Origin of the sequence: Psychromonas aquatilis, from assembly GCF_038155185.1 — a bacterium.
GTDB classification, from domain to species: Bacteria; Pseudomonadota; Gammaproteobacteria; order Enterobacterales; family Psychromonadaceae; genus Psychromonas; species Psychromonas aquatilis.
Genome location: NZ_JBAKAZ010000017.1, coordinates 18,496 through 43,129 on the forward strand (window position 1 = coordinate 18,496; position 24,634 = coordinate 43,129).

General features: G+C 37.7%; 21 protein-coding genes. 10 read left to right on the forward strand and 11 right to left on the reverse strand.

The annotated features are described in order from the left end of the window. Positions 1-26: 26 nt before the first annotated feature. From V6256_RS06265 to trmJ, 7 genes are all read right to left on the reverse strand, one after another. Positions 27-863: a CvfB family protein gene (locus V6256_RS06265; RefSeq protein ID WP_341597221.1), complete on the reverse strand. Its 837-nt coding sequence runs from the start codon at positions 861-863 to the stop codon at positions 27-29. 36 nt (positions 864-899) lie between these two features. After that, the gene (locus tag V6256_RS06270) at positions 900-1,340 is read right to left on the reverse strand and encodes a hotdog fold thioesterase (RefSeq protein WP_341597222.1); all 441 of its coding nucleotides are present in this window, start codon (positions 1,338-1,340) and stop codon (positions 900-902) included. A 22-nt stretch (positions 1,341-1,362) separates the two neighbouring features. After that, the gene (gene ydiJ, locus V6256_RS06275) at positions 1,363-4,407 is read right to left on the reverse strand and encodes a D-2-hydroxyglutarate dehydrogenase YdiJ (RefSeq protein ID WP_341597223.1); all 3,045 of its coding nucleotides are present in this window, start codon (positions 4,405-4,407) and stop codon (positions 1,363-1,365) included. 213 nt (positions 4,408-4,620) lie between these two features. Continuing rightward, positions 4,621-5,037: a hypothetical protein gene (locus V6256_RS06280; RefSeq protein WP_341597224.1), complete on the reverse strand. Its 417-nt coding sequence runs from the start codon at positions 5,035-5,037 to the stop codon at positions 4,621-4,623. Between the two features lie 200 nt (positions 5,038-5,237). Then, entirely contained in the window at positions 5,238-6,533 is a 1,296-nt protein-coding gene (gene pepB, locus V6256_RS06285) for an aminopeptidase PepB (RefSeq protein ID WP_341597225.1), read from the reverse strand. 197 nt (positions 6,534-6,730) lie between these two features. Next, complete coding sequence (locus V6256_RS06290) at positions 6,731-7,924, reverse strand: IscS subfamily cysteine desulfurase (RefSeq protein WP_341597226.1); 1,194 nt, start codon at positions 7,922-7,924, stop codon at positions 6,731-6,733. A 196-nt stretch (positions 7,925-8,120) separates the two neighbouring features. After that, a complete protein-coding gene (gene trmJ, locus V6256_RS06295) occupies positions 8,121-8,879 on the reverse strand; it encodes a tRNA (cytosine(32)/uridine(32)-2'-O)-methyltransferase TrmJ (RefSeq protein WP_341597227.1) in 759 nt (252 codons plus the stop codon). Between the two features lie 205 nt (positions 8,880-9,084). On the opposite strand from trmJ, the gene suhB reads away from it, so the two are divergent. From suhB to V6256_RS06320, 5 genes are all read left to right on the forward strand, one after another. Beyond that, entirely contained in the window at positions 9,085-9,873 is a 789-nt protein-coding gene (gene suhB, locus V6256_RS06300; protein ID WP_341597228.1) for an inositol-1-monophosphatase, read from the forward strand. Positions 9,874-10,025: 152 nt separating this feature from the next. Then, entirely contained in the window at positions 10,026-11,558 is a 1,533-nt protein-coding gene (locus V6256_RS06305; RefSeq protein ID WP_341597229.1) for a YbhB/YbcL family Raf kinase inhibitor-like protein, read from the forward strand. Positions 11,559-11,565: 7 nt separating this feature from the next. Beyond that, on the forward strand, positions 11,566-12,066 hold the full coding sequence (locus tag V6256_RS06310; protein WP_341597230.1) for a hypothetical protein: 501 nt from the start codon (positions 11,566-11,568) through the stop codon (positions 12,064-12,066). A 187-nt stretch (positions 12,067-12,253) separates the two neighbouring features. Then, positions 12,254-13,594 (forward strand): ATP-binding protein, encoded by a 1,341-nt coding sequence (locus tag V6256_RS06315; RefSeq protein WP_341597231.1) that lies wholly within the window; start codon positions 12,254-12,256, stop codon positions 13,592-13,594. 5 nt (positions 13,595-13,599) lie between these two features. After that, complete coding sequence (locus V6256_RS06320) at positions 13,600-14,280, forward strand: response regulator (RefSeq protein WP_341597232.1); 681 nt, start codon at positions 13,600-13,602, stop codon at positions 14,278-14,280. Positions 14,281-14,282: 2 nt separating this feature from the next. On the opposite strand, the gene V6256_RS06325 is transcribed toward V6256_RS06320, so the two are convergent. Both V6256_RS06325 and V6256_RS06330 read right to left on the reverse strand, forming a co-directional pair. Continuing rightward, a complete protein-coding gene (locus tag V6256_RS06325) occupies positions 14,283-14,948 on the reverse strand; it encodes a LysE family translocator (RefSeq protein ID WP_341597233.1) in 666 nt (221 codons plus the stop codon). 48 nt (positions 14,949-14,996) lie between these two features. Continuing rightward, positions 14,997-16,070, reverse strand: coding sequence for an endonuclease/exonuclease/phosphatase family protein (locus V6256_RS06330; protein ID WP_341597234.1), 1,074 nt, complete (start codon positions 16,068-16,070; stop codon positions 14,997-14,999). Between the two features lie 221 nt (positions 16,071-16,291). Here V6256_RS06330 and V6256_RS06335 point away from each other — a divergent pair, with 221 nt between their 5' ends. Together V6256_RS06335 and V6256_RS06340 are read left to right on the forward strand one after the other, a co-directional pair. After that, on the forward strand, positions 16,292-17,719 hold the full coding sequence (locus tag V6256_RS06335; RefSeq protein WP_341597235.1) for a DUF1800 domain-containing protein: 1,428 nt from the start codon (positions 16,292-16,294) through the stop codon (positions 17,717-17,719). 1 nt (position 17,720) lies between these two features. Next, a complete protein-coding gene (locus V6256_RS06340; RefSeq protein WP_341597236.1) occupies positions 17,721-18,863 on the forward strand; it encodes a DUF1501 domain-containing protein in 1,143 nt (380 codons plus the stop codon). A 26-nt stretch (positions 18,864-18,889) separates the two neighbouring features. Here the strand turns inward: V6256_RS06340 and V6256_RS06345 are convergent, their stop codons facing one another. Further along, the gene (locus V6256_RS06345) at positions 18,890-19,936 is read right to left on the reverse strand and encodes a PLP-dependent cysteine synthase family protein (RefSeq protein ID WP_341597237.1); all 1,047 of its coding nucleotides are present in this window, start codon (positions 19,934-19,936) and stop codon (positions 18,890-18,892) included. Positions 19,937-20,091: 155 nt separating this feature from the next. On the opposite strand from V6256_RS06345, the gene V6256_RS06350 reads away from it, so the two are divergent. Next, complete coding sequence (locus tag V6256_RS06350; RefSeq protein WP_341597238.1) at positions 20,092-20,553, forward strand: Lrp/AsnC family transcriptional regulator; 462 nt, start codon at positions 20,092-20,094, stop codon at positions 20,551-20,553. A gap of 100 nt (positions 20,554-20,653) precedes the next feature. Then, the gene (locus V6256_RS06355; RefSeq protein ID WP_341597239.1) at positions 20,654-23,032 is read left to right on the forward strand and encodes an AsmA family protein; all 2,379 of its coding nucleotides are present in this window, start codon (positions 20,654-20,656) and stop codon (positions 23,030-23,032) included. Between the two features lie 401 nt (positions 23,033-23,433). Here V6256_RS06355 and V6256_RS06360 read toward each other — a convergent pair whose 3' ends face one another. Further along, on the reverse strand, positions 23,434-23,958 hold the full coding sequence (locus V6256_RS06360; protein ID WP_341597240.1) for an NADPH-dependent FMN reductase: 525 nt from the start codon (positions 23,956-23,958) through the stop codon (positions 23,434-23,436). A 367-nt stretch (positions 23,959-24,325) separates the two neighbouring features. On the opposite strand from V6256_RS06360, the gene V6256_RS06365 reads away from it, so the two are divergent. Next, positions 24,326-24,547 carry a type 2 periplasmic-binding domain-containing protein gene (locus V6256_RS06365; protein WP_341597241.1) on the forward strand — a complete coding sequence of 74 codons (222 nt, stop codon included), beginning with the start codon at positions 24,326-24,328 and terminating at the stop codon, positions 24,545-24,547. The last annotated feature ends 87 nt before the right edge of the window (positions 24,548-24,634 follow it).

Below are 24,634 nucleotides of genomic sequence, written 5' to 3' on the forward strand. Positions count from 1 at the left end.
TTTTAGTACTCGATGACTCAATTAAGCTATTTAGTGATTGTAATGCCGTTTGCTGCAATCACAATATGACCTTGTTTATATAGTTGGCCAATGGCTTTTTTAAAGTTACCCTTGCTCATTTTTAATATTTTAGCAATTTGCTCTGGGCTACTTTTATCAGACAAAGGTAAAAAACCATCATTCTGTCTTAAGCTTAATAAAATACGGTCAGACAACCCTTCGACTTTTGCATAACCGGTTTGTGTTAAACCTAAATCTATTTTGCCATCTTCACGGATACGGCGAATGTAACCTTTACATTTTTTGCCAATTCCTAAATCACCGAAGACATCGCTTTCAAAAATAACGCCCCAATGTTTATGGTTAATAATCGCTTTAAAACCGATATCAGTACGGTCAGCAATAATTAAATCAACCTTTTCACCCACTTTATAAGTCGCAGGCACTTTATCTAGGAAGCGATCTAACTTTGAAGATGCTAATAATCGTTCACTGATATCATCTTGATAAACATAAACTAAATAGCCATAACCTGTTTTCATGGCTACTTTTTGTTGGTTAAAAGGCACCAATAAATCTTTAGGTAACCCCCAATCTAAAAATGCACCAGCTCGATTAGTATCAACCACTTTTAATGAAGCAAACTCACCCGCGACTGCTTTTGCATGTTGCGTCGTTGCGATTAAACGGTCTTCTGAATCGTAATATAAGAAGACAGACACGCTCTGCCCTATACGCATCTCATCTGTGATGTAGCGTTTTGGTAATAGGATTTCACCAAAGTCATAGCCGCCATCTAAGTACAACCCAAAATCTACCTCTTTAACGATTTTAAGCTCGTTATAAGTACCTACTTTAATCATAATTTCTCTTTTTAAATAACCTTCATTGTGAAGGTGTTAATGTTTTGGTTTATCAATGACCGCCACAGTAAGTCGTGATGTGCACACTAACTGTTGGCGTTCATTACAAATTTCTATTTGCCAAATTTGAGTACTGTAACCAATGTGAACCGCTGTTGCTGTTCCCGTTACATGCCCCTTTTTAATAGGACGGATATGATTCGCATTGACCTCTAAACCAACACAAACCTTATCATCTTCCACCATCAAATTAGCAGCAACACTGCCAATCGTTTCAGCCAGCACAACCGATGCGCCACCATGTAATAAACCATGTGGCTGATGTGTACGATTGTCGACAGGCATAGTTGCCTGTAAAAAATCAATTCCAATGGCGGTATACTCAATACCCAGCAATGCAATAATAGTGTTTTCACTAAGTGCATTTAAACGGCTTAAATCAGTATTCTTTTTCCAAGTATTCGCCGTTTTTTTCATAAAATTGCTCACCTTTTCTAGATCACAATAGCGTTAATAAAGCCTGTACCGGATGTTTAAGTGTTTCACCTTCAATCCGTTTCACCTGGCTACGACAAGAATACCCTGTTGCTAAACATTGCGCTCTATCATGCTTGGCAATTTCCGCTTCCCAACTTAGGCTATAAATTGCTTTAGAATCAGCTAATTTTCCAGCATCATGCCCATAAGTACCTGCCATACCACAACAACCCACAGCAACATTCGATAACGTACCACCGAAGTGATTGAAAATAGTTGCCCAATCATTGCCTGATGTTGGCTCAGCTGTTTTTTCAGTACAGTGCCCTAGCAAGTAAAATTCACTACCTTGTGAGGCTTTTGCTTCACCTGGTAAACGTGTTTTCAGCCATTCTTGAAATAACTGAACATTAAACTCACCGCGCTGCTCACCTAACGCTTGTTTATACTCATCACGATAACACAATACCATCGCAGGATCTGTCCCTATCATGGCAATATCTAAGGCCGCCATTTGGTTTAAAAACGCAGCAGAATCTTTCGCTGTTTTCGCAAATTTAGCTAAAAAGCCTTTGATGTGTTGCGGTTTACCATTAGGTTTAAAAGGCAGTAATACGGGTTTGTAACCTAATTTTTTAATAGTTAAAAACAAGTCTCTAACCACATCAGCATCATAAAAAGTAGTGAATGGGTCCTGTACTACAAGCACATATTGTTGACGCTCTTCTTCACTTAAAGCTTGTAATTTAGCTAAGTCAAATTCAGCAATATCATTATCTTGTAATGCTGTTTTTAACGTCGGTGAAGACAGTTGTGGAATATCAACCATACCAACAACTTTCTCTGTTAATACCGAAGTCACTTTTAAATCAGTAAAAAAGTTAAAGAAACGCGGCATTTTACCCATTAACGGCGCATATTGTTCTACATAAGCAACAAAATAGTCTTTCACTGGACGCATATAGCGATCGTGATACAAGTGTATAAAACGCGATCTAAAGGTTGGTACATCCACTTGAATTGGACATTGGCTACTACACGCTTTACACGCTAGACAGCCCTGCATCGCTTCCATCACTTCGTGAGAAAAGTCATATTCGCCTTTGCGTTTTGCTAATGTATTTTTAAACTTAGTGAAAATACTGGCATTTTTTCCAGCGTATAAATCATTTTCTAGTTGCAGAATATCAATTTCGTTATTTGCTAATTGACGTAACCACTCTCGCATTAACCCGGCGCGCCCTTTTGGCGAGTGCACTCTGTCTTTTGTTACCTTCACAGAAGGACACATTGGCGACTTTGTATCATAATTAAAACATAAGCCGTTACCATTACAGTCTAAGGCCTGTGCGTAGCTCTCACGTACTTGAATTGGTATTTGACGGTCAAATGTGCCGCGTTTAACTGCATCAACACTCACCAATTGCTCACTTGAGTCAATTGGCGTACAGATTTTACCTGGATTAATACGGTTATTAGGATCAAATGCGCTTTTAATTTTTCTCAGCTCATTAAATAAAACTTCACCAAAGAACTCTGGTCCGTATTCACTACGGAAGCCTTTACCATGCTCTCCCCACATTAAACCTTTATATTTCGCAGTTAATGCCACCACTTTGTCAGAAATATCACGCATCAAGACTTCTTGCTCAGGATCGCACAAGTCTAACGCTGGGCGAACATGTAAAACACCAGCATCAACATGCCCAAACATGCCATAATGTAAGCCTTTTTCATCTAATAGCTTTCTAAATTCGATGATGTAGGGAGCAAGGTTCTCAGGAGGAACACAAGTATCTTCTGCAAATGGAATCGGCTTTGCACGTGTGTCGGCTTTACCTAACAAACCTACGGCTTTTTTACGCATTCCGTAAATTTTATTAATATCCGCTAAGTCACTACAAATTTGATAACCTATTACACCCGCTTGTTTATTTTCGATTAAGCCATCTAACATCTCAATCAAGGCATCAATTTTTTGTTGAACAATCGCTTCATCAGATTCAGCAAATTCAACAATATTAATACCATCAAGCACTTGTCCGGGTACATCGCTAATCAATTCTTTAACGCTATGCCAAACAATATCTTTTTTCGCTAAGTTTAAAACCGTCGAATCCACTGTTTCTACAGAAAGCGCATTCGCTTTGACTAAGAAAGGAGCATTCTGTAGTGCCGACTGAAAACTATCGTATTTAATATTAAACAATGTACGGAATGTTGGTATTTTTTGTACATGCAGTTTCGCTTCGGTAATGAAAGCTAATGATCCTTCTGCACCACATAAAATACGCGTTAAATCAACAGTCCCCGTCTCGTGATCATAAACGTGCTTTAAGTCATACCCAGTTAAAAAGCGGTTTAATTTCGGGAAGGTGTTTTCAATATTTTGTTGTTGAGTTTCACAAGTATCGATGATTTGACGGTAAATATTACCCACTAAATCATTGCGCTCAACTTGATCAATTAAATCAACTGCAGTTAATGGTTTAGTTTCTAACAATGTGCCATCAATTAACACTGAAGTGAGGCCTAACACATGATCACTTGTTTTACCGTAAGTTAATGACCCTTGTCCTGATGCATCATTACTGATCATGCCACCAATGGTTGCACGATTACTCGTTGACAGATCAGGGGAAAAGAATAAACCGTGCGGTCTTAGGATATCGTTTAACTGATCTTTAACCACCCCTGTTTGTACCCGAACCCAACCCGCTTCAACATTTATTTCCAATATATTATTCATGTGTTTAGATAAATCTAACACAATATCATTGGTTAAAGATTGACCATTAGTTCCTGTACCACCACCTCGAGGTGAGAAGCGAATATCAGCGAAAGCATCAGACTGAGCAATTTTACAAATCGCAATGATATCTTCTGTCGACTTAGGGTAGATAACGGCCTGTGGTAAACATTGATAAACACTGTTATCCGTTGCGGCAGATAAGCGACTTGCATAGCTTTTGGCAATTTCACCTGAATAATCACTTTCATTCAAGGCTTTAAGAAAAGCAAAAGTATCCTGCTTAATATTTTCTTGGTGGTTTAAGTTTGGGATCATCTGTTAAACGCTCTAATTCAGTTTTGATATTTTGAAGAAAAAATAGACGCTGATAATAGCATAAATAACAAAAAAACGGCGTATAAAATAACGGGCTTTATGGGTCATTTAAGAATTTATTTTACAAAACAACCTGTTGATAGTTGTTTAAAGAAGTGGCTACTTGATTGAAAAAAAAGGTAAATAAGAATGACTCTTATTTACCCTAATCATTTAAAAAACAAATTTAGTTATATTTTGCGGGAATTCATTTTCATTTTCGACAGGTTCTGCAACAGGTGCTGTGGCCGGAGCGCTTGGCTGTTGTATTACTACTTCGGGAAGTTGTTCATAGATAGCTTCTTTTTCATTTAAACAAGAAAAAACCAAGGTTGTTTTACTGTCTCCACCGAAGAAATTAAAGTATTCATTTAACACTCTCACTTCCATATAACGTTCTTTCTCTATGCAATAATCATTTGCCTGAGAGAGGATAGAAGCTAAAAGTTCATCTTCGTTATTAGAAAATGTTGAAGGCTCTTTGCTAATTAAATAACTGTCTTGGCCAGCCGGTACTGGGCCAACAGAACTACTTGAACAAGCCATTAATAGTGAAAAACCAGATAAAACGAATAGTATTTTTAAACCCATAAACAACATTTCCCACTTAAAAGCCAATCTCAATAAGTATAAATTACCTAAAAGCGCCGATTATACGGAAAAAAAGTTAATTTCACACTTTAAAACACTTCTTTTTTGATAATAAAAAGCCAATATTTAAATAAAATATTGGCTTAATGAGTAATTCCAATCACACTAATTAATAGCACTATTTTACTGGTTAAAATAGCTTATTTCAGTAATAAATCACTGATAGTTTCAATGCCATGGCCTTTACCACCCGCTGACCATAAACCGTTAGCCGTCAGTGAATAACTACCAGACAAGTCAAAATGTAACCAATTGCTTTCAGGCTGTTTAACAAATTTAGCAAGGAATGCAGCGGCCGTTGATGCACCTGCCATACTTTCTCCACCACTATGGATATTAGCAATATCAGCAAATGATGATCCTATTTGTTGTAAATGGAATGACTCTAACGGTAAACGCCATAATTTTTCATTGGTCTCTTTTGCCGACGCTAATGCTGACTCAGCAAATTCATCATCCATACTTAATACACAATTGTAATCACGGCCCACTGCAACTTTAGCTGCACCCGTTAAGGTAGCTGCATCAATAATCTGTTTTGCACCATCTTCTTGTGCTGCAATTAGCCCATCAGCTAAGACTAAACGCCCTTCTGCGTCAGTATTTAATACTTCAACAGTAACGCCATTTTTATAGGTGATCACATCACCTAATTTAAAGGCTTTATCACTGATCATATTCTCTGCACAACATAAATATAACTTAACGCGTTTTTGTAACCCGTTAGCAATCGCTAATGCTAATGCACCAGTGACGGTTGCTGCGCCGCCCATATCGCTTTTCATTGCTGCCATTGAAGCACTTGGCTTTAAGCTATAACCACCTGAGTCAAAAGTAATCCCTTTACCTACTAAAGCAAAATCAATGGCTGCGTCGGCATCACCAGTTGGATTATAATCAATCTGTAGCATACAAGGTGCATTAACACTGCCTTTACCTACGGTATAAATACCAGTAAACCCTTGTTCAATTAAGGCTTCACCTGTAATTTCCTGTTGCGTTAACATGCTGCTATCAGGACAAACTTCAGTTAATAAAGCGCAGGCTTTTTCACTTAATACTGTTGGTGCTAGTGCATCAGGCCCTAGGTTAATGGTATTTCTTACCCATTCACTGATATGTTTTTTCGCTTCTAAAGCTTCCATTGCTTCTTGGTCAAGCTCTGGAAACAATACTTTCGCACCACTTTTTGCGTTGTAAAAGCCTTGGCTAAATGCCCAGCATAATTCAGAGTTCCACTGTTCGCCGGCTAATTGAATAGAAGGTAACGACATTCCATCTAATTTACGCGCAGCACTTTGTACCTGCGATAAAACATCATTTTGATAATTAATATGAATGGTTGCTTGTTGTTGATCAAAAGATAATAAAGCATTTTCACCCCAAACTGGGTTTGCTTTTTGATCCGATAAGTTTACTAAAAATGCTTGGCTCATAATATTCCTAGGTTGAAAGTGGTTATGTTTATATTAACTGTGCCGATAGGTTTTTAGCAAAAGAAGTTGTTTAAGTAATGTACCTAAAGACACATTGTAAGTTTTACATAGAAGTAATAGAAAGTGTAAAGATTGCTGAATTAATGACTTTTTTCAGCAATCTAGTGTAGTGAACCATTTAAAAGCTCACTCTAATTTTAGTGATTAGCAATACCGTCTTTGAATGCATTCCATAACGGTGACATTGCGCGTAAGCGGCCAATATTTTCATGGATAATTTTAATTGCGTAATCAATTTCAGCTTCTGTTGTGTAACGACCAATGCTGAATCGAATCGAGCTATGTGCTAAATCATCCTCTAGGCCGATCGCTCGAAGTACATAAGATGGTTCAAGACTTGCCGAGGTACAAGCACTGCCTGAGGACACGGCTAAGTCTTTTAGGGCCATTACCAGTGATTCACCATCAACAAAATTAAAGCTGATATTAAGATTACCGGCAACGCGATCCGTTAATGAGCCATTAATGTAAATTTCCTGCATATCTTTTAGGCCATTTAACAGGCGCTCACGTAATCCAAGAATACGCTGGTTTTCACTGTGCATCTCTTCTTTGGCAATACGAAAAGCTTCTCCCATTGCAACAATTTGATGCGTTGCTAATGTGCCGCTACGCATACCTCGCTCATGACCACCACCATGCATTTGTGGTTGTAAACGAATGCGTGGTTTGCGACTCACATACAGTGCGCCAATACCCTTTGGACCATAAACTTTATGAGCAGAAAATGAGATTAAATCAACTTTCATTTTTTGAATGTCAATACCAACTTTACCAGCACTCTGCGCTGCATCAACATGCAAAATAGTATTATTTTCACGACATAACTCACCAAATGCAGCAATGTCTTGAACCACACCGACTTCATTATTCACATGCATTAAACTCACCAATATGGTGTCTGCACGTAAGGCAGCCTGTAACTGCTCTGGACTAATAATACCGTCTTGCTGTGGCACTAAATAAGTGACTTCAAAGCCTTCACTTTCTAGTTGTTCGCAGGTATCTAAAACAGCTTTATGTTCTGTTTTAGCAGTAATAATGTGTTTACCTTTATCTTGATAAAAATGTGCTGCACCTTTAATGGCTAGATTATCAGATTCTGTCGCACCAGAGGTAAAAACAATTTCACGAGAATCTGCATTAATCAGCTCAGCAATTTGTTCACGAGCTATATCCACCGCCTCTTCAGCTTGCCAGCCATAACGATGTGAACGAGATGCCGGGTTACCAAAATCACCATCCATTGACAAATATTGGACCATTTTTTCAACCACTCGCGGATCCATTGGAGTCGTTGCTGCATAATCAAGATAAATTGGTAGTTTCATTTTTTTCTCCACTGCTCTTATTAAGTGAATATATTAAGCAGCTTGCTATTAATAAACTTATTACTGTTTTCTGTTACGAATAACATAGATTGGCTGCCTATATTCACAGTGTTAGGTGAATTTCATTTAGCGGATATATATTAATATGCTAAATACGACAGCCGAGGGGAAGTCATTTTTTATAATTTATTCGATGCTAGTGCTTATTGTCACTGTCATCATTGCGCGAACGGTCAGGATTGTTTTCAACCGATTTTTGCATACTACTAAAAATGCCTCGAAGCATTCTTAATTCATTTTTTTCAGGTCTTGCTCTGTTAAATAAACGACGCAGCTTCTCCATTACTAATCCTGGGTGAGCCGGCACAATGAAACCTATTTGGAATAATGTTTTTTCCAAATGCTTTAGCATTCCTTCAAACTCTTCTGCTCTTGGGTATTCCTCGACCACTGGAGGGAATGCTTCAGAAGCAAGAAAAGCCATTCGTGTTTCATAGCTCAATGTTTGAACAGCCATTGCTAGGTTTAATGAGCTATAGTCAGGATTTGCAGGAATAAACACATGAAAATGACACTTTTGAAGTTCATCGTTAGTTAAACCGCTATTTTCACGACCAAAGACTAAAGCAACCTTATGCTTCTTACCTTCACTGGCTACTTTTTCACCCATTTCTCTTGGGTCAAGCATAGGCCAGTCAAGCGTTCTAGGGCGAGCACTTGCTCCAACCACTAAACCACAATCAGCAATACCTTCATCGAGTGTTTTATAGACTTTATGATTTTTTAATACGTCACTTGCACCTGCAGAGAGTGCAACAGACTTGCCATCAACCTCACATTCGGGATCAATCAACACTAAATCAGTCAAACCCATTGTTTTCATTGCTCTAGCTGCGCTGCCGATGTTACCAGGGTGAGAGGTACCAATTAATATAATGCGTACATTGTCTAGCATTGTTCTTCCTTCGAGATTCAGTAATTTTTCGAGCGCGAAGTTTACCACTGTTTTATTAACAACTAAACCACTCAGATGGTGTTCAGATACATTTAAGGTTAAAATTTAAACAATTAAATCATTGCACAATAGTGTGATCTATGTATAATCTTGCGCCGAAGGAATTTCCCTTCACGTTCTTTTAAAATCTAATGGTGGTCCTACTATGCATCCAATGTTGAATATTGCGATTCGTGCCGCGCGTAATGCCGGAAAAGTTATTGTTAAAGGTTATGAAAATCTAGAATCGGTTGAAGTTGAAGAAAAGTCTTTAAATGACTATGTCAGCAGCGTTGATAAAGAAGCTGAAGTTGCAATAATTGGTACATTACGTAAATCTTACCCTGATCACAGCATTGTTGCTGAAGAGTCAGGTATCGATAACGGTAAAGATACTGACCACCAGTGGATTATTGACCCATTAGATGGGACATCAAACTTCATTCACGGTATTCCTCATTTTGCTGTTTCAATCGCTTTAAAAATCAAAGGCCGTACTGAAGTTGGTATCGTATTCGATCCTATTCGCAACGAGCTATTCTCTGCAGTACGCGGTCAAAGCGCACAAATCAATGGTTACCGTACTCGTACAAGTACTTCACCTAAACTAACAGGTACATTGTTAGCAACTGGTTTCCCATTTAAACAAAAATACAATATTGAAACTTACTTAAATATCTTCCAAGACTTCTTTACTGATGTTGCTGATATGCGTCGTGGCGGTAGTGCTGCACTTGATTTAGCATACGTTGCAGCTGGCCGTATGGATGGTTTCTGGGAATTTGGTTTGAAACCATGGGATATCGCAGCAGGCGAGCTATTATTAAAAGAGTCTGGTGCAATGATGACTGACTTTAACGGTGGTAACGATTATTTCAAAACAGGTAATGTTGTAGCAGCAAACCCTAAACTATTAAAAGAGATGCTAACGGTTATCCGTAAACATAACGCTTAATTTTAATTAGTTAACCATTAGATGTTAGCCAGAACTTATGTTCTGGCTTTTTTTTAGCTATTTTTCAACAACTACATAATTCCCCTACATTTCCTCTTTATACTCTTAATATCTATAACCTTCCCTTGTTTGATATTAATCGGATCTTAACTATGAATAAAATCTGGATAAGCACAATCACTTTACTTTGCAGTGTATTGCTTAGCGCTTGTAATGATCTAAGCAACCAACAAACCAAGTTCACCGTCAGTAGCTCGGTTATGCAAGACGGTGGCACACTCCCTAAACTGTATACCTGTGACGGCGAGAGTATTACGCCACCAATAAGTTGGCATGATGCCCCTGAAGGTACAAAATCCTATGTTGTTATCGTGCATCATAATGCACCTGAAGGTATCCATACCTACTTAACGCTATATAACTTAGCTGCCAATATCAGCAAACTAGACAGCGACCTCTCCTTGAATACAGAACAAGTAACGCAAGGTATTAATAGCATTAATGAACACACTGAATATGCACCACCTTGTTCAAAAGGACCTGGAAAAAAAGCATACACCTTCACTGTTTATGCGTTATCTGACCTGCTTGAGTTAAGTGATAATACACAGGTTGATAGAGCGACTTTATTAAAGGCGATGGAAGGTATCACCCTAGCATCGGCTAACATGTCAGTTACCTACCAACGCGGTGAAACAGATCAACAACATGCACCTGAACCACCGATAAAAAGTACTCAACCTATGCCACAGGATAATGACTCTCAACGATGCCAAGTCATAGAGGACTCAATCAAAGAAGCAGGATTTGCAGATAGTGTTAAGGTCACTTGTGATCAAGAATATGCTTATGTCAAATCATCTACCTATCCAGATCACCCAATGATGACAGGTATTACTGGCACTAATGAACAAGTTCCAGTACCCGCTGAAAATTATGCAGCACCAATTAAATTACACCCTCAAAAAGCAACTGAAATAACAACCATTGATGCCGCTGTTGGAGTTGCAGTTAACGGTGTTCCAATTTATGACTATTCGTCTCAAGGCGAGCTTTCTGTTAATCAGTATGACGCTAGCCATGACACATTAGCACTTGGGCAGTTAGATATTTGCGGCGGTCATTCAGGACGAGGTGATGATTACCACTATCATGTTGCTCCTACTTGTATGATCGATGCAATGAAAAACCAAGGTAGTGATGCCATTATTGGTTGGGGATATGATGGTTACCCTTTATACGGTAATGAAAACCCTGATGGCAGTACAATTGCTGAAGGCAGTCTAGATGTATGTAATGGTCAAACTGATGCGCAGTTTGGTTACCGTTATCACACCTCGACTAAACCACCTTATATTATCCAATGTTTAGTCGGAGAAGTAGATACTAGCGAATTACCAAGAGTTGCACCATTAAGCGGTGATACTCAAGGAATAAGAGCAGACCTTAAGCCTCCAAGGGGCGGAGTTGATGATCTACAATACATTACAGAAGAAGATGGAAGCCGCAGTATGCGCTATAGCTATCAAGGTGAAAGTTACTTTACAACCTATCGAGCAAGCGAGCAAGGCGAGCAATGTTACGATTTCGAACAAAAGACCATTAGCAATGAGGGGAAAATAGAAACCGGTACTTTTTGTAGAGGCCCCCAAATGAGTGATCAGAAAGTTAACCTAAAGAAGTGATATCAAAATGACTCATAAAATGAAATCTGTCCGCTGGCTATGTTTATTCTTTGCAGTCTGTTTTAGCAGTGTAATCAGCGCACACACAATAAAAGAAAGCACCGCGCAAGTTATCTTACGTGACGGGCAAGTTGCTATAAAAATTATCACTCAAGAAGATCATTTAGTGATTGCCCTGCAAAACAATCTTGCTTGGTTAATGGGTGACTTACCTGAAGTGATGCCTGATGACTTAACTGCGAGTGAGCAAAAATCCTTTATCGAAAAAGCACTATTGGCAACCATCAGCTTACAAGTGAATAAGCAGAAAATAAGCTTACAAAGAGCAGATATTGTGTCACAACAAAAAGGTGAAATGGTTATCCTACTACAAGCTAAGCACACCGTTGCCAATGTCACTGATATCTCGGTATCTTTCTCTAAAACCTTAGGAATAGTGCACGCTAGCTTTGTAAAGCCTCAATATCAATTGCTTAAAGCAGGCGAAAGCGCAACCGCGCATTTCTAAGTAAGGTTAACTAATGAAATATCCAACTAAAAGGCAAACAACTCAAAAATTGTCTCACGATCATCAATATGCAATACTGCCAACGATTAACAGCAGACGATAAGTCTATGAGTAACGAGAAACCGTGAAATTAATACATAAGTTTTTTCTTGCCTTTTTTATTACAAACATCACCCTAGTAGGAGTGATGTTTGTATTCATTTATCTTAATTTCACTTCTGAGTTTAACCACTTTATTGAAAAGCAGGAGCAGAAACACTCCTCTCAAATAAAACAACAGCTGACTCAATTTTATAGCAAAACAAACAGTTGGGAGGCGGTTGCTTATAATAATCAATTATGGCGTTCCCTTGTCGAACCACAACAAAACAGCCAAGATCAAGCGACTAAACGCAATCCCCCCTCTTTATTATGGATTGAAATGCCTGGAGATTTACTCAAAACAGGACGCCGGATCAGTTTATATAACCAGAAAAAACAAGTCATTGTCGGTCGTAAAGCGATCAATGAAAACGCACTCATTGAACCTATTTTATACAATGATAAAGTGATTGGTTGGCTTGGATTAGTTCCCTCTAAACTTGCAACAAATAGTCCTACTGAAGCCTTTTTAGAAGCACAATTACACAACTACATTATCATTACATCGTTAGTCATTTTACTGGCTTTTATAATGGCGATTGTACTTGCTAAGCATTTGATTAAACCTATTCAGCAAATTGTCGAGGCTACCAATGAACTCAATAATGGTAATTTTACAAATAGAATAACTCCCCTCTCCCAAGATGAGCTAGGGACGTTATCTAATAACTTTAATGAGCTTGCTAACACGCTACAAGCAAATCAGAAAATGCGTTTCCAATGGATGTCTGATACCTCACATGAATTAAGAACACCATTAACCGTTTTACGTTCGCACTTAATCGCGGTACAAGATGGAATATTTGCTGCCGATGAAAAACGTATCAAGTTATTGATTGAGCAAGTCAATAATTTAAACCTGATCGTGGATGACTTATCACAGCTTGCACACAGTGATACCGCCAGCTTAAGTTATCAATTTAAAACACTTAATATCGCAACATTGTTACAACATACAATAGATACTTATAGTGCCCGATTTACGCAGTGCCAACTTCATCTCGCCCCGCTACGATTAGACAATTCAGCGAACTATCAAATACATGGAGATCAGGAGCGTCTGCAGCAACTATTTATTAACTTGTTAGAAAACACCTGCCGCTATACGAACCCAGGTGGTCAACTGCAAATAACCCTAAAGCAAGTTAAACAGCAGATCGAAGTAACCTTTGCAGATTCTGCGCCAAGTGTTAACGAACAAGATAAACAAAAATTATTTGAGCGATTTTATCGTGTTGAAAAATCACGTAGTCGTGAATATGGCGGTTCAGGGCTTGGGTTGGCCCTCTGTAAACAAATATCAGAGGCACACAAAAGCCAGATTACCTTACAAGATTCGCCCTTGGGTGGCTTGCAAGTCATATTAACACTTCCACAAATAGGCTAATTTAAATGAATAACAAAAACATTTTAATTGTTGAAGACGAAGAAAATATTGCAGAGGTATTAATCGCCTATTGCCTACAACAGGGTTATCACGCTCATCACTTAGACAGTGGCTTCGGTGTGATTGACTACATTAAGCATAATACTGTCGATTTAATTTTACTCGATCTAATGTTGCCAGCAGTAGATGGCTTGAGTTTATGTAAACAGATCAGAAGTTTCTGTGACTTGCCTATTATTATGGTAACGGCAAAACAACAAGAGCAAGATAGATTGATTGGTTTAGAAAGCGGTGCCGACGACTATATTGTTAAACCTTTTAGTCCTAAGGAAGTGATGGCAAGGATTAAAGCTGTCCTACGTAGAACAAACCAAGCCTCTCTACACACTATTAATCATGCTGGATTTCAATTAAATGCTGAAGGTTATGTGGCTTTATTAGAACAAAAAAACATCGATTTCACCGCCGTAGAATTTAAAATATTCCTATTATTTATAACCAATATAGGCCGAGTTTTTAGTAGAGAGGATATTATCCAACATATCTATCAAGAAAATGCGTTAGACGTCTCTGACCGCAATATTGATACACATATAAAAAATATTCGTAAGAAGATTCACACAGTCAAAAAAGACTGTAATCCAATCGCCTCAGTGTATGGTGTCGGTTATAAGTTTATCGATTAAAGTTATTTTTGGGTGACAATCAAAAAACTAAAGTAAATCATGACAGCGCCAGATAAGCGTTCAGTCCACAGGTTCAACCAAGAGCCTTGACGTTGTTGCAACCCTTTTAGTTTATCCACCAAAACAATCAATAAACTAAACCAAGATACAATTAAAAATGCATGAATCCCAACGAGTAAAAAGGCAGCAGTAACATGTTGTTGATCAAAATGAATGAATTGTGGAAAAGCAGCTAAATAGAACATCGATACTTTAGGGTTTAATAACTGCGTCAAAAAACCTTCATTAAAACAACGCATGAAACCATGATGACGCATTGATTTTTTGGCTAATCCTGCTTTGGCGATAGTCTCTTGAGGTCGGTGTAACGCACTTTTTTTAGCTTTTTTAAAGGAGCTATACAATGCTTTAAAACCAATATAAAACAGATAAGCAGCACCTAGTAATTTAATCACCATAAATAATTCAGCGGATTGCATTACTAAAGCTGATAAACCAAAAATAGAAAAGCCACCGTGCATAAAAGTAGCACAAGCAATCCCTATTAAATTGATCAGTGCCGCTGATTTAGGTTGGCTAGCCATTGTTTTTAGCATCAGCACGCCATTAGGGCCCGGAGAGATCACTAACAATAACGCCACTAAACTAAAGGTAACCACCTCGTTCATCTTTTATCTTACCTTTTTACTTTTAGCTGACTATCAAACAATAGCTTATTATTCTCTAAGCGTTAAACCAATACTTACGACAGCATGATCAGTACTTTCGCCATCGATGTCAAAGCTTGGGTTTATTAAATGTTTATCGGTATTCACATACTCACTCACTGCAAAGAAGTTAGATTGTGCTTTGGGGTCAAACTCACTGGATAATAAAATATAATCTAACACCGAGCTACCTTGGCCAAAGTAATGTGTCGGTGAACGTTTCAAAGTTTGCTCTGAAGTTAGCGCATGATGACTTTGATAAAGATCCCAAGCATCACGTAACGCATAGAATTGCATTAATTGTTGCTGTTGTTGATCATTATTAAATAACAACTTATCGGTAACTAAATGCGCTAAAATACCATCCTGTAATGGGTTATTAAAGTCTCCCATCAATAACATTGCATTACCTGTTTTAGCGCGTCTTTCAACCATCTGCATCATCAATAAAGTAGCTTCACTACCACGCTGTATCGAAGAAGCCCAACCACCAGCAACCTGGGCTTTAAACTGCTCAATCACTTTCCCTTCTAATGAAGTAAGGGCTTCAGGCTCCGCCTGCCAGGCTGCCCGTTTCGACTTAAAATGAACCACATAGCAATCACACAAGCCAAGATGAGGAAACTCAACAGTGGCCCTCACCACTTGTCGACTAAAATCAAACTCAGCAGTTAATCCTAGTTGTAATACCAGATCGCTATCGACAGGCACTGAAGAAACATCGACAATCGGAAATTTACTGGCTAGCGCCACAACAGGATCGCGATAAATAAAATCATCAATAACAGTCGGTTGATCCACTACAGCAAAATGTTGATACCCCGAATCAGCCACCAAAGCTTGTAAGGACTCAATGCTAAACACTTCCTGAAAACCAATAATATCAGGTTGATGTTCTTCTAAGTAAGCACTTATCCAACGTTGCTTTTTCTGCCATTGCTCAGCCGAATAAATACGATCAAAGTCATAAAAAGCATCGGGTGGCGCAAGGTAATTAAACAGGTTAAACGTCGCTATTTTGAATTGTTTTTGGCTGTTTAGAGGTTCGTAAACATTATTCGTTGCATTAGAAGAAGTGGACACATCAAATCTCGTTAATAAGTTAAGCCCTCAACAGTACCTTACAATCGAATAAGATTAAACTAATTAATATATCCTTATCAAAACAACAAATGAAACTGAATAAATAGAAGTTTGCTTAATAACACTATCAGATATACTAAGGCTACCCTTGATCTCGGTGAACGAATATTTGCTTAATTGGACTAATATCATTTAACTGCTTTATCTAAAAAGGTCGGCATATGCAATCCTCTTCAAAACAAACATTTAACAATGCAGTGATTGCAACTCAACGCTTTTCATTAGGGGCCCGTGCAAATGATTTGAAGCGTATTCAAAAAATAGAAAAGCAATGGTTATTAAATCAACTCAACTTCCAGCCTGCAGTGAACTTTAACACGGCTTTGCCGCACTCAAACAACATATTAAAAATTCAATCTGACTTTAGAACGGCGCAAAGAGCCTATAGAAAAAAGGTCAAAGAAGCTGAAAAGCTGAACTTAACAAGTGACTCGCAAAATAAACAGCAACAAAGTGCAATAGTAAAAAATATCAAAGCACCTAAAAACCCAAATGGCCCATTATATAGAAAACTAATACAAGATACGCTTAAACAAGCAATCACAGCAGATAATAGTTTTAATTGGCGGTGCTTAGACTTTTTTTCAAATCATTTTAGTGTAACTGCCCAAAATAGTACTATGAGAGGTTTATGCGCTACCTTAGAACGAGAGGCAATTGCGGCACATTTATTTTCGTCATTCGAAGAACTCATTTTAGCAGTGTATCAACACCCGGCTATGCTTATTTATCTCAACAATGAAACATCAATAGGCCCTTCAACACGTTATGCCAAAAATAATAGAGGCTTGAATGAGAATCTAGCAAGAGAAATTATGGAGCTACATACCTTAGGGGTAAATGGCGGCTATCAACAACAAGATGTGACCGAGTTAGCGAAAGGAATTACCGGCTGGAGTGTGGGCAGGCCCGGTAAAGATAAAAAACAAGGATTTATTTTTCGAGCTAAAATGCATGAAACCGGTGTACGCACTTTAATGGGCAAAAAATACCCAAGTGATGGCATCAATCAAGGCATACAAATGCTAAAAGATATTGCAAATCATCCAAACACAGCAAGATTTGTATGTACAAAAATAATCCAGCATTTTATCAATGATCAACCGCCTGAAGCATTAATTAATCACTTAACACACCACTGGCATAAAAGTCATGGACAATTGAAAGTTGTCTTTCAGGCTCTTATCAATCACCCTTTGAGTTGGCAAGCACCGCTACAAAAATATAAAACGCCAAGAGAATATGTCATTTCTACTTATCGAGCGATTACCTTAAAAAATATCCCGATCCAACAAGTCGAGAATGCCCTCACTGTATTAGGGCAACGGCCATTTCAGGCAGGCTCCCCCGCTGGTTATGGCGATCTGCAGGAGGACTGGGATGGTGCCAGTGCATTAATGGCTAGAATTAACTGGATATCCAACTTAATGACCAAAAAACGCTTACAAAAAATTAATGTAAAAAAACTCATTGAAACACTGTTTGCTGACACCTTAAGCGAACATAGCTATCAAATGATCACACGTGCAGAAACACGCCATCAGGCATTAGTATTACTGTTTCTAAGCCCTGAATTTTTAAGGAGGTAATATGTTACGTCGTGATTTTCTTAAAGCTATTGCAGCCACATTAGTCGTTTATCAATCGCCTCTATTAGCAACCTCATCAAAGGTTAATAAAAACCAACCCAAAGTGGTTTGGTTAATGTTAAAAGGTGCCCTCGATCCTCTGCATACATTAGTGCCCACTTTTGAAACTGCATTAAAAGATTTGAGACCAAACTTATATAAAAGCATTGACGGTCAATGTTTAGCTTTAGACAAAGGCTTTGCATTACATCCTTCATTAGCCAATTTACATCAGTGGTATCAAAACAAACAACTACTCCCTATTTCCGCTGTCTACTCAGGCTTTAACAAACGTTCACACTTTGATGGTCAAGATTACTTGGAAAGCGGTTTAGCAGCCCCAGACCTAGAAAATGGCTGGTTAGCTCGTGCCATTCAAGTTAAAAATAAACAAGCGATTTCTATTTCTCAATCGACACCAATCAGCTTACGTGGCGCACAACAACAAGCAAAAACCTGGTTTCCCTCTTACTTACCCGATGCTGAAACAGAAACCTACCAAGCACTACAAACGCTATATCAAGATAACCCTTTACTTTTAAGCCGTTTACAAGAAGGTTTAGCAGTTGATGAATTACTAGCAGAGCAAAGTGTCATAAATAAAAACAAGGGCAATTTCATTAACCTGAGTCGCTCTTGTGGACAATTATTAGCTGAAAAAGGCACTGATTGTGCAATGCTTACTTTAGGCGGTTGGGATTCACATAAAGCGCAAGCCGGCCAACTAAAACGACAGTTAAGTCTTTTAGATAAAGGGTTACAAGCATTAAAAGTAGCACTCGCAGAACAATGGGATAACACATTAGTTATTGTTGCAACGGAATTTGGTCGCACAGTGAGAGAAAATGGTACACGTGGAACTGATCACGGTACCGCTAGCGCACTATTTCTAGCCGGTGGAAAAGTTAACGGAGGACAAGTATTAGGTCAGTGGCCTGGTTTAGCCGACGATCAGCTTTACCAACAAAGAGATTTGCAACCTACCAGCAATAGCTTTGACTGGATAGCGGCTGCATTACAACAACACTGGCAATTAAATCAGCAACAAATAAAGCACGTTTTTCCAGCCCATACACCTTATAAAGGGAAACTATTCAGAACTTAATAAAGAAGTTGGTTTAACAACCATGATTAACTAAAGTTTGAAACCAGTGTTGCTTGCTGCTCGCTAATATCGCCAATATATTGTTTTACCCACAGCGGATTATAATAGGTTTCACTATAACGCTCACCACTGTCACATAATAAAGTGACAATGGCACCCTGCTCTCCTTGTGCTTGCATTTTTTGGGCAATTTTTAAGACACCTACCATATTGGTTCCGGTACTCGCACCGACTTTTTTACCCAATAATTGGGTTAACCACAACATCGCTGCGATAGACTCCTTGTTCTCGACAGGCAACATATTATCAACAACCGAAGCAATAAATGATGGTTCTACTCGTGGACGACCAATACCCTCAATTAAACTGACTTTTTTATTAAGTAACTTGTTATTGGCTGTTTTAAAGTAGTCATAAAAAACAGAGTTTTCAGGATCAACCACGGTAAGCTCTGTGGGTAATTGATTATAACGAATATAACGGCCAATGGTTGCACTTGTTCCCCCTGTTCCGGCACTCACCACAACATGCTTAGGCACACAATGTGGCTCAAGTTTCATTTGCTCAAAAATAGAGTCGGCAATATTATTATTACCACGCCAGTCAGTCGCTCTCTCAGCATTCGTAAACTGATCCATATAATAACCATTGAGCTGTTTTGCTAACTCTTCTGATGCTTCATAAATCAAATCAGTAGAGTCAACTAAGAAACATTCACCCTCATAACGTTTTATTTCATTTATTTTTTGTAAGCTGGTGGATTTTGCCATCACAGCAATAAAACGTAAGCCCAACAATCGCGCAAAATACGCTTCAGAAATGGCAGTGCTACCGGATGATGCTTCGATTATCACAGTATTTTCTGTTATTTTTCCATTACAAAGTGCATATAAAAATAAAGACCGCGCCAACCTGTGCTTTAAACTACCTGTTGGATGAGTGCTTTCATCTTTTAAATAAATATCAATGCCAGTAAATCGTGGTAAATCAACTTTAATTAAATGTGTATCTGCACTGCGTTGGAAATCAGCTTGAATTTTTGCAATAGCATTAGCAACCCATTGACGTGACATTTTCACTCCCTAAAACGATTAAGATAATAGGCTTATCTTAACCACTAAAAGTGAGAATTAATCTCTAAAAAATCTTGTATAAACAACTTAAATGGAATAATTTTCTTTAAAAACAATAAATAAAAGAAATTTATTTTAAACACGGTGAATAACTTATGAATTTTGATAGTACAGATAAAAAACTAATGGCTTTGTTACAACAAGATGCATCACTTTCCATCCAGCAACTTTCAGAAAGATTAAACTTAACGAGTACTCCCTGCTGGAACAGGGTAAAACGTTTGGAAAATGAAGGATTTATTAACAAAAAAGTCGCGCTAGTATCAGCTGAAAAAGTTGGATTAGAGTTAATTGCCTTTGTGCAAATTAAAACACAGCAGCATTCAGATAGTTGGTTGCAAGACTGTGTTCAGCAGGTCAAGGGGTTTTCACAAGTTTTAGAGTTTTATAGAATGGCTGGTGAATATGATTATCTATTAAAGGTTATCGTAAAAGATATGCGCAGTTATGATCAGTTTTATCAAAAGCTAGTTAATGATGTTAGCGGCTTAACCGACGTTAATACTAGTTTTGCCATGCAACAACTTAAATATACGACTGAACTACCCATTGTTTGAATAAACAATAGATGATCCGGAACGCTTAACCTATTACACTGTCTATACTGATAAAGTAATATAAAATCGCCTCTTTTTCTCTCTAGTAAGGATAATTTTAATGAAATTGTTTCTAAAATTTGCCGCCGGCCTGCTCAGCTTACTCATACTTGCAGTGATCGTTGTGATCATGGTTATTGATCCGAATGACTACAAACAACAAATACAAGATCAAGTTAAACAACAGACCAACAGAGACTTAGTCATAACAGGTGACTTAGGATGGAGCCTATATCCATTATTAGGTTTTAAAAGTGGCGAGCTCACTTTATCTAACACCGCTGACTTTGAGGAAAAGACCTTATTAAATGTAAAAGAAGCGTCTGTCTCTATTGATTTACTCCCTCTGTTTTCTAGTGAGTTACAAATTGGTGAAATTATTTTAGATGGCGTTGAATTTAACTTTATTACCAATAAAGATGGGCAAACTAACTTAGATAATCTGCAAGCAGAAAATGAAACAGAAGCGACAGCAGAAACAACAACAGAAGAGTCCGTAAAAGAAGAAGAACCAGCGACTACAACATCAGAAAAAGTCGATTTATCGAAATTTGTACTATCTGGTATTAATATCAGCAATGCCGAAATCAATATCATTGACCATCAAACATCGGCGTCTCAACAAATTACCTTAAAAAGCTTACTCTTAAATGAATTTGCTTTAGGTAAAAAAGCACATTTCAGCTTAACGACAGCATTAAAGAATGATCAGTTGCAAGCCGACGTATCAGTAGAATCTGATATTTTTGTGGATACACAGCTTACTACGATTGATTTAACTAATCTGACCATAGAAAGTAAGATACTAGCTGATGCGCTATCAGGCAGTACCTTAAACACTACTTTTACTAGTGGCGTCAAATATCAACTAGAAGATAAGCAGTTAGATATCAAAGCGATAACTTTAAATAACTCATTCAGTGGTGAGTTTTTAGATGGCACGGTTTATGTTAATAGTAGCGATATCAATATCCAAAACCTTAATCAAGTTTCACTGGGTAAACTGACATTAACCAGTAGCCTGACCGGTAGTGCTTTACAAAATAATAAACTAGAAACCAACCTAGAAAGCAACCTGGCTATGAACATTGAAAAGCAAACAGCCACTATCGATACTTTTGAAGTAAAAAATAAAGTATCAGGTGATGCTCAGGGTGACATTAATATCTCCTTTAAAGAATTAACCGTCACAGACTTTAAAAATATATTGATAAAACAATTTGAAATGGCCAGCCAATTGACCTTGTCAGCGATAGGTGATGAGCAAATAGTAGGCACTGTTAATAGTGATATCAGCTATGACTTAGCACAGCAGAAACTTAATTTAACATCGCTAAAAACCAAGATAAATGACATTCAATTAGACGGCCAAATAAGTGTTGTTCAAAAGGCTATTCCTGAAATTCGCTATAGCCTCCAAGGTAATGTATGGGACTTAAATCCATACCTTGCCGATACAGGTTCAGAAAAACAAGATCAGGAGCAAGTTGAAACAGCTGATAATAGCGCCTCTGAATCATCAGCGGAACCAGACTTAAGTATACTTAAAGAACTGGATATTAAAGGTGACTTAACCATTGCCGGCCTAGTATATGAAGATATTAACGTCGGTAAAATCACCAATAATTTAACGGTTAATAACGGACGTGCAATGGTTAAACCGCTAACAGTGAACTTATATGACGGTACTGTTAATGTGAATGGTTGGGTAGATGAAAGTGCAGCTAAAAATCAATACCAAGCAACGATTAATGCGAGCAATATTGTTTTAATGCAACTGTTAAAAGACCTCGCGCAAGTTGACTTATTAAGCGGTACTGCAAATCTTAATGTAACCGCTAATGGTCAAGGCCTTGCCGCAGATAAACTCAAACAAGGCGTGAATGCGACTGGTGACTTTAAAATAGTAAATGGTGAGTTATACGGTATTAATATTCCTTATGAGATTAGAGTGATAAAAGCTAAAATTAAAGGCGAAACCATTGAGCCCGATAAACTGGTTAAGAAAACCGACTTTGCATCTTTAACTGGCGATTTCACTGTTAAGGAAGGGGTCGCAACAAATCAAAAACTGACTATGCTTTCTCCTGTGATTCGTTTAGATGGAAACGGCGCAGCAAATCTGATTCAAGAGTCAATTGATTATAAGTTGGGTATCACACCACTTTCTAAAGAAGATGAAAGTACCAGTTATGCAGATCTTTCGGGTATTTCAATTCCACTTCGCATTAAGGGAACTTTTGATCAACCTTCGTTTACTTTAGATACTGAAGGCGCTTTAAAAGCACAAGTAGAAGCTGCGAAACAAGCAGTTCAAGATAAAGCGAAGCAAGTATTAGATGATAAAGCAAAAGATATTCTTTCAGGTAAAAAGATCTCTAAAGATGATTTAAAAGATGAAGCAAAAGAGCTAGGAGAAACCTTAAAAGGGTTATTCTAAAAACTAATAGATAGATTACTGCTTTAATAAAATAGCTGGTCAGTGAAAAAACTGAATCAGCTATTTTTTTGCCTATCCTATTAGCGCGCAGACTGTAAAATATTATGTTAATCCCAGTCGTTAACTGCAGATAAAAATAATACCAATCACACTAATTAACTGATCTATTTTACTTGCTAAAATAACTTATTTCTTCGTTGTAATTTTCGCAAATAGAACAACTATTTAACTCAAATTACGCCTTAAACTAAGTCATTTTTTCTGCGCAAAATTTAGATCACTTATTTAATATAATTGGTATAACAAACTAAAAGATAACCGTGTATGCGAAGCAATTAGTATTGCACTTGATAACAGCCTTCCTTGCTAATTATCACCTTACAAACCTCAAATACAGACAATTAAACCGTAAGTGTATTCATTGCATCTTGCAGTTGTTGTTGAAGTGCTGGGTGAGATATTTTTCCAGCTTTAACATCAAAGTTATCAAAGAAACTAGGTACTGAAAGACTCGCTTTCACATCGCCAGCAAAAAAAGGTGAAGACGCAACCGCACCAGCAAGTACACTTTGAGCACCACCAGGCCCTGGTGATGTACTCAGTAACACCATAGGTTTACCTTGGTATAGTTTTTGTTCAATACGAGAAACCCAATCAAAAATATTTTTAAATGCAGAAGTATAAGAACCATTATATTCAGCAAAAGAAACAACAATTGCATCAGCGTTAGTGATTTTGTCAAAAAAAGCTTGAGCTAACTCAGGAACCCCCGATGCTATTTCTCTATCAGCACTATAAATAGGCATTTCATATTCATTTAAATCTAGAATCTCTACTTCAGCCTCAACCAACTGTGTTGAATAAGTGACTAATTGTTTGTTGATAGATTGACTGTTATTACTCGCCGCAAACCCTAATATTTTCATTTTTTCATTTCCTTAAAAGTGAATTCCATTGTAGATAAAGTAACGCTATTGATTAAGCTAGTAAATCAATAATGATTGTTTCCATATAACTTGCCTGTATTTTGATAACATCCAATAAATTAGAAGGTTCCAACTGACTTATTCAATACTTTTAAACACTGAAGGCGTGGGTATTGCCTCTCCTGACCATTTAGCAGAGTACAGCATACCAACAACACCACAAGCATTAATCAATCATAAAACCATTAGCTATAGTAATATCAAAGCAAGCAAACATTTGGAGATTTATAGACAGTAATGGTAAATCATCCGTTGTAAAAGTAGATAGTCATGTATTAACCAACAGCTCAGAAATAGAAATAGCCCTATGTTTAGCCAGAAAGGAATTACTCGTCTCCCCTCTTTTAATTTACACGGTGAAATAAAAGAAGGCCGATTAATCGAGTTATTTCTAACTTATCAAAAGCAACAAATTGATGTTCATCTTACCTACCCAAGTCGGCGTCATATATCTTCAAAGGTAAGGTCATTTATCGACTTTGTCGTTAACAACCTAAGTGATCAAGACCATCACAACAGCACACTCTGATGACATAAGTATTTTATTTTCAACAATCTTTATTTACTGTTAAAAAAGTAAGTACAGTGCGATGTTATTAAGAGCAAATAAAAATTC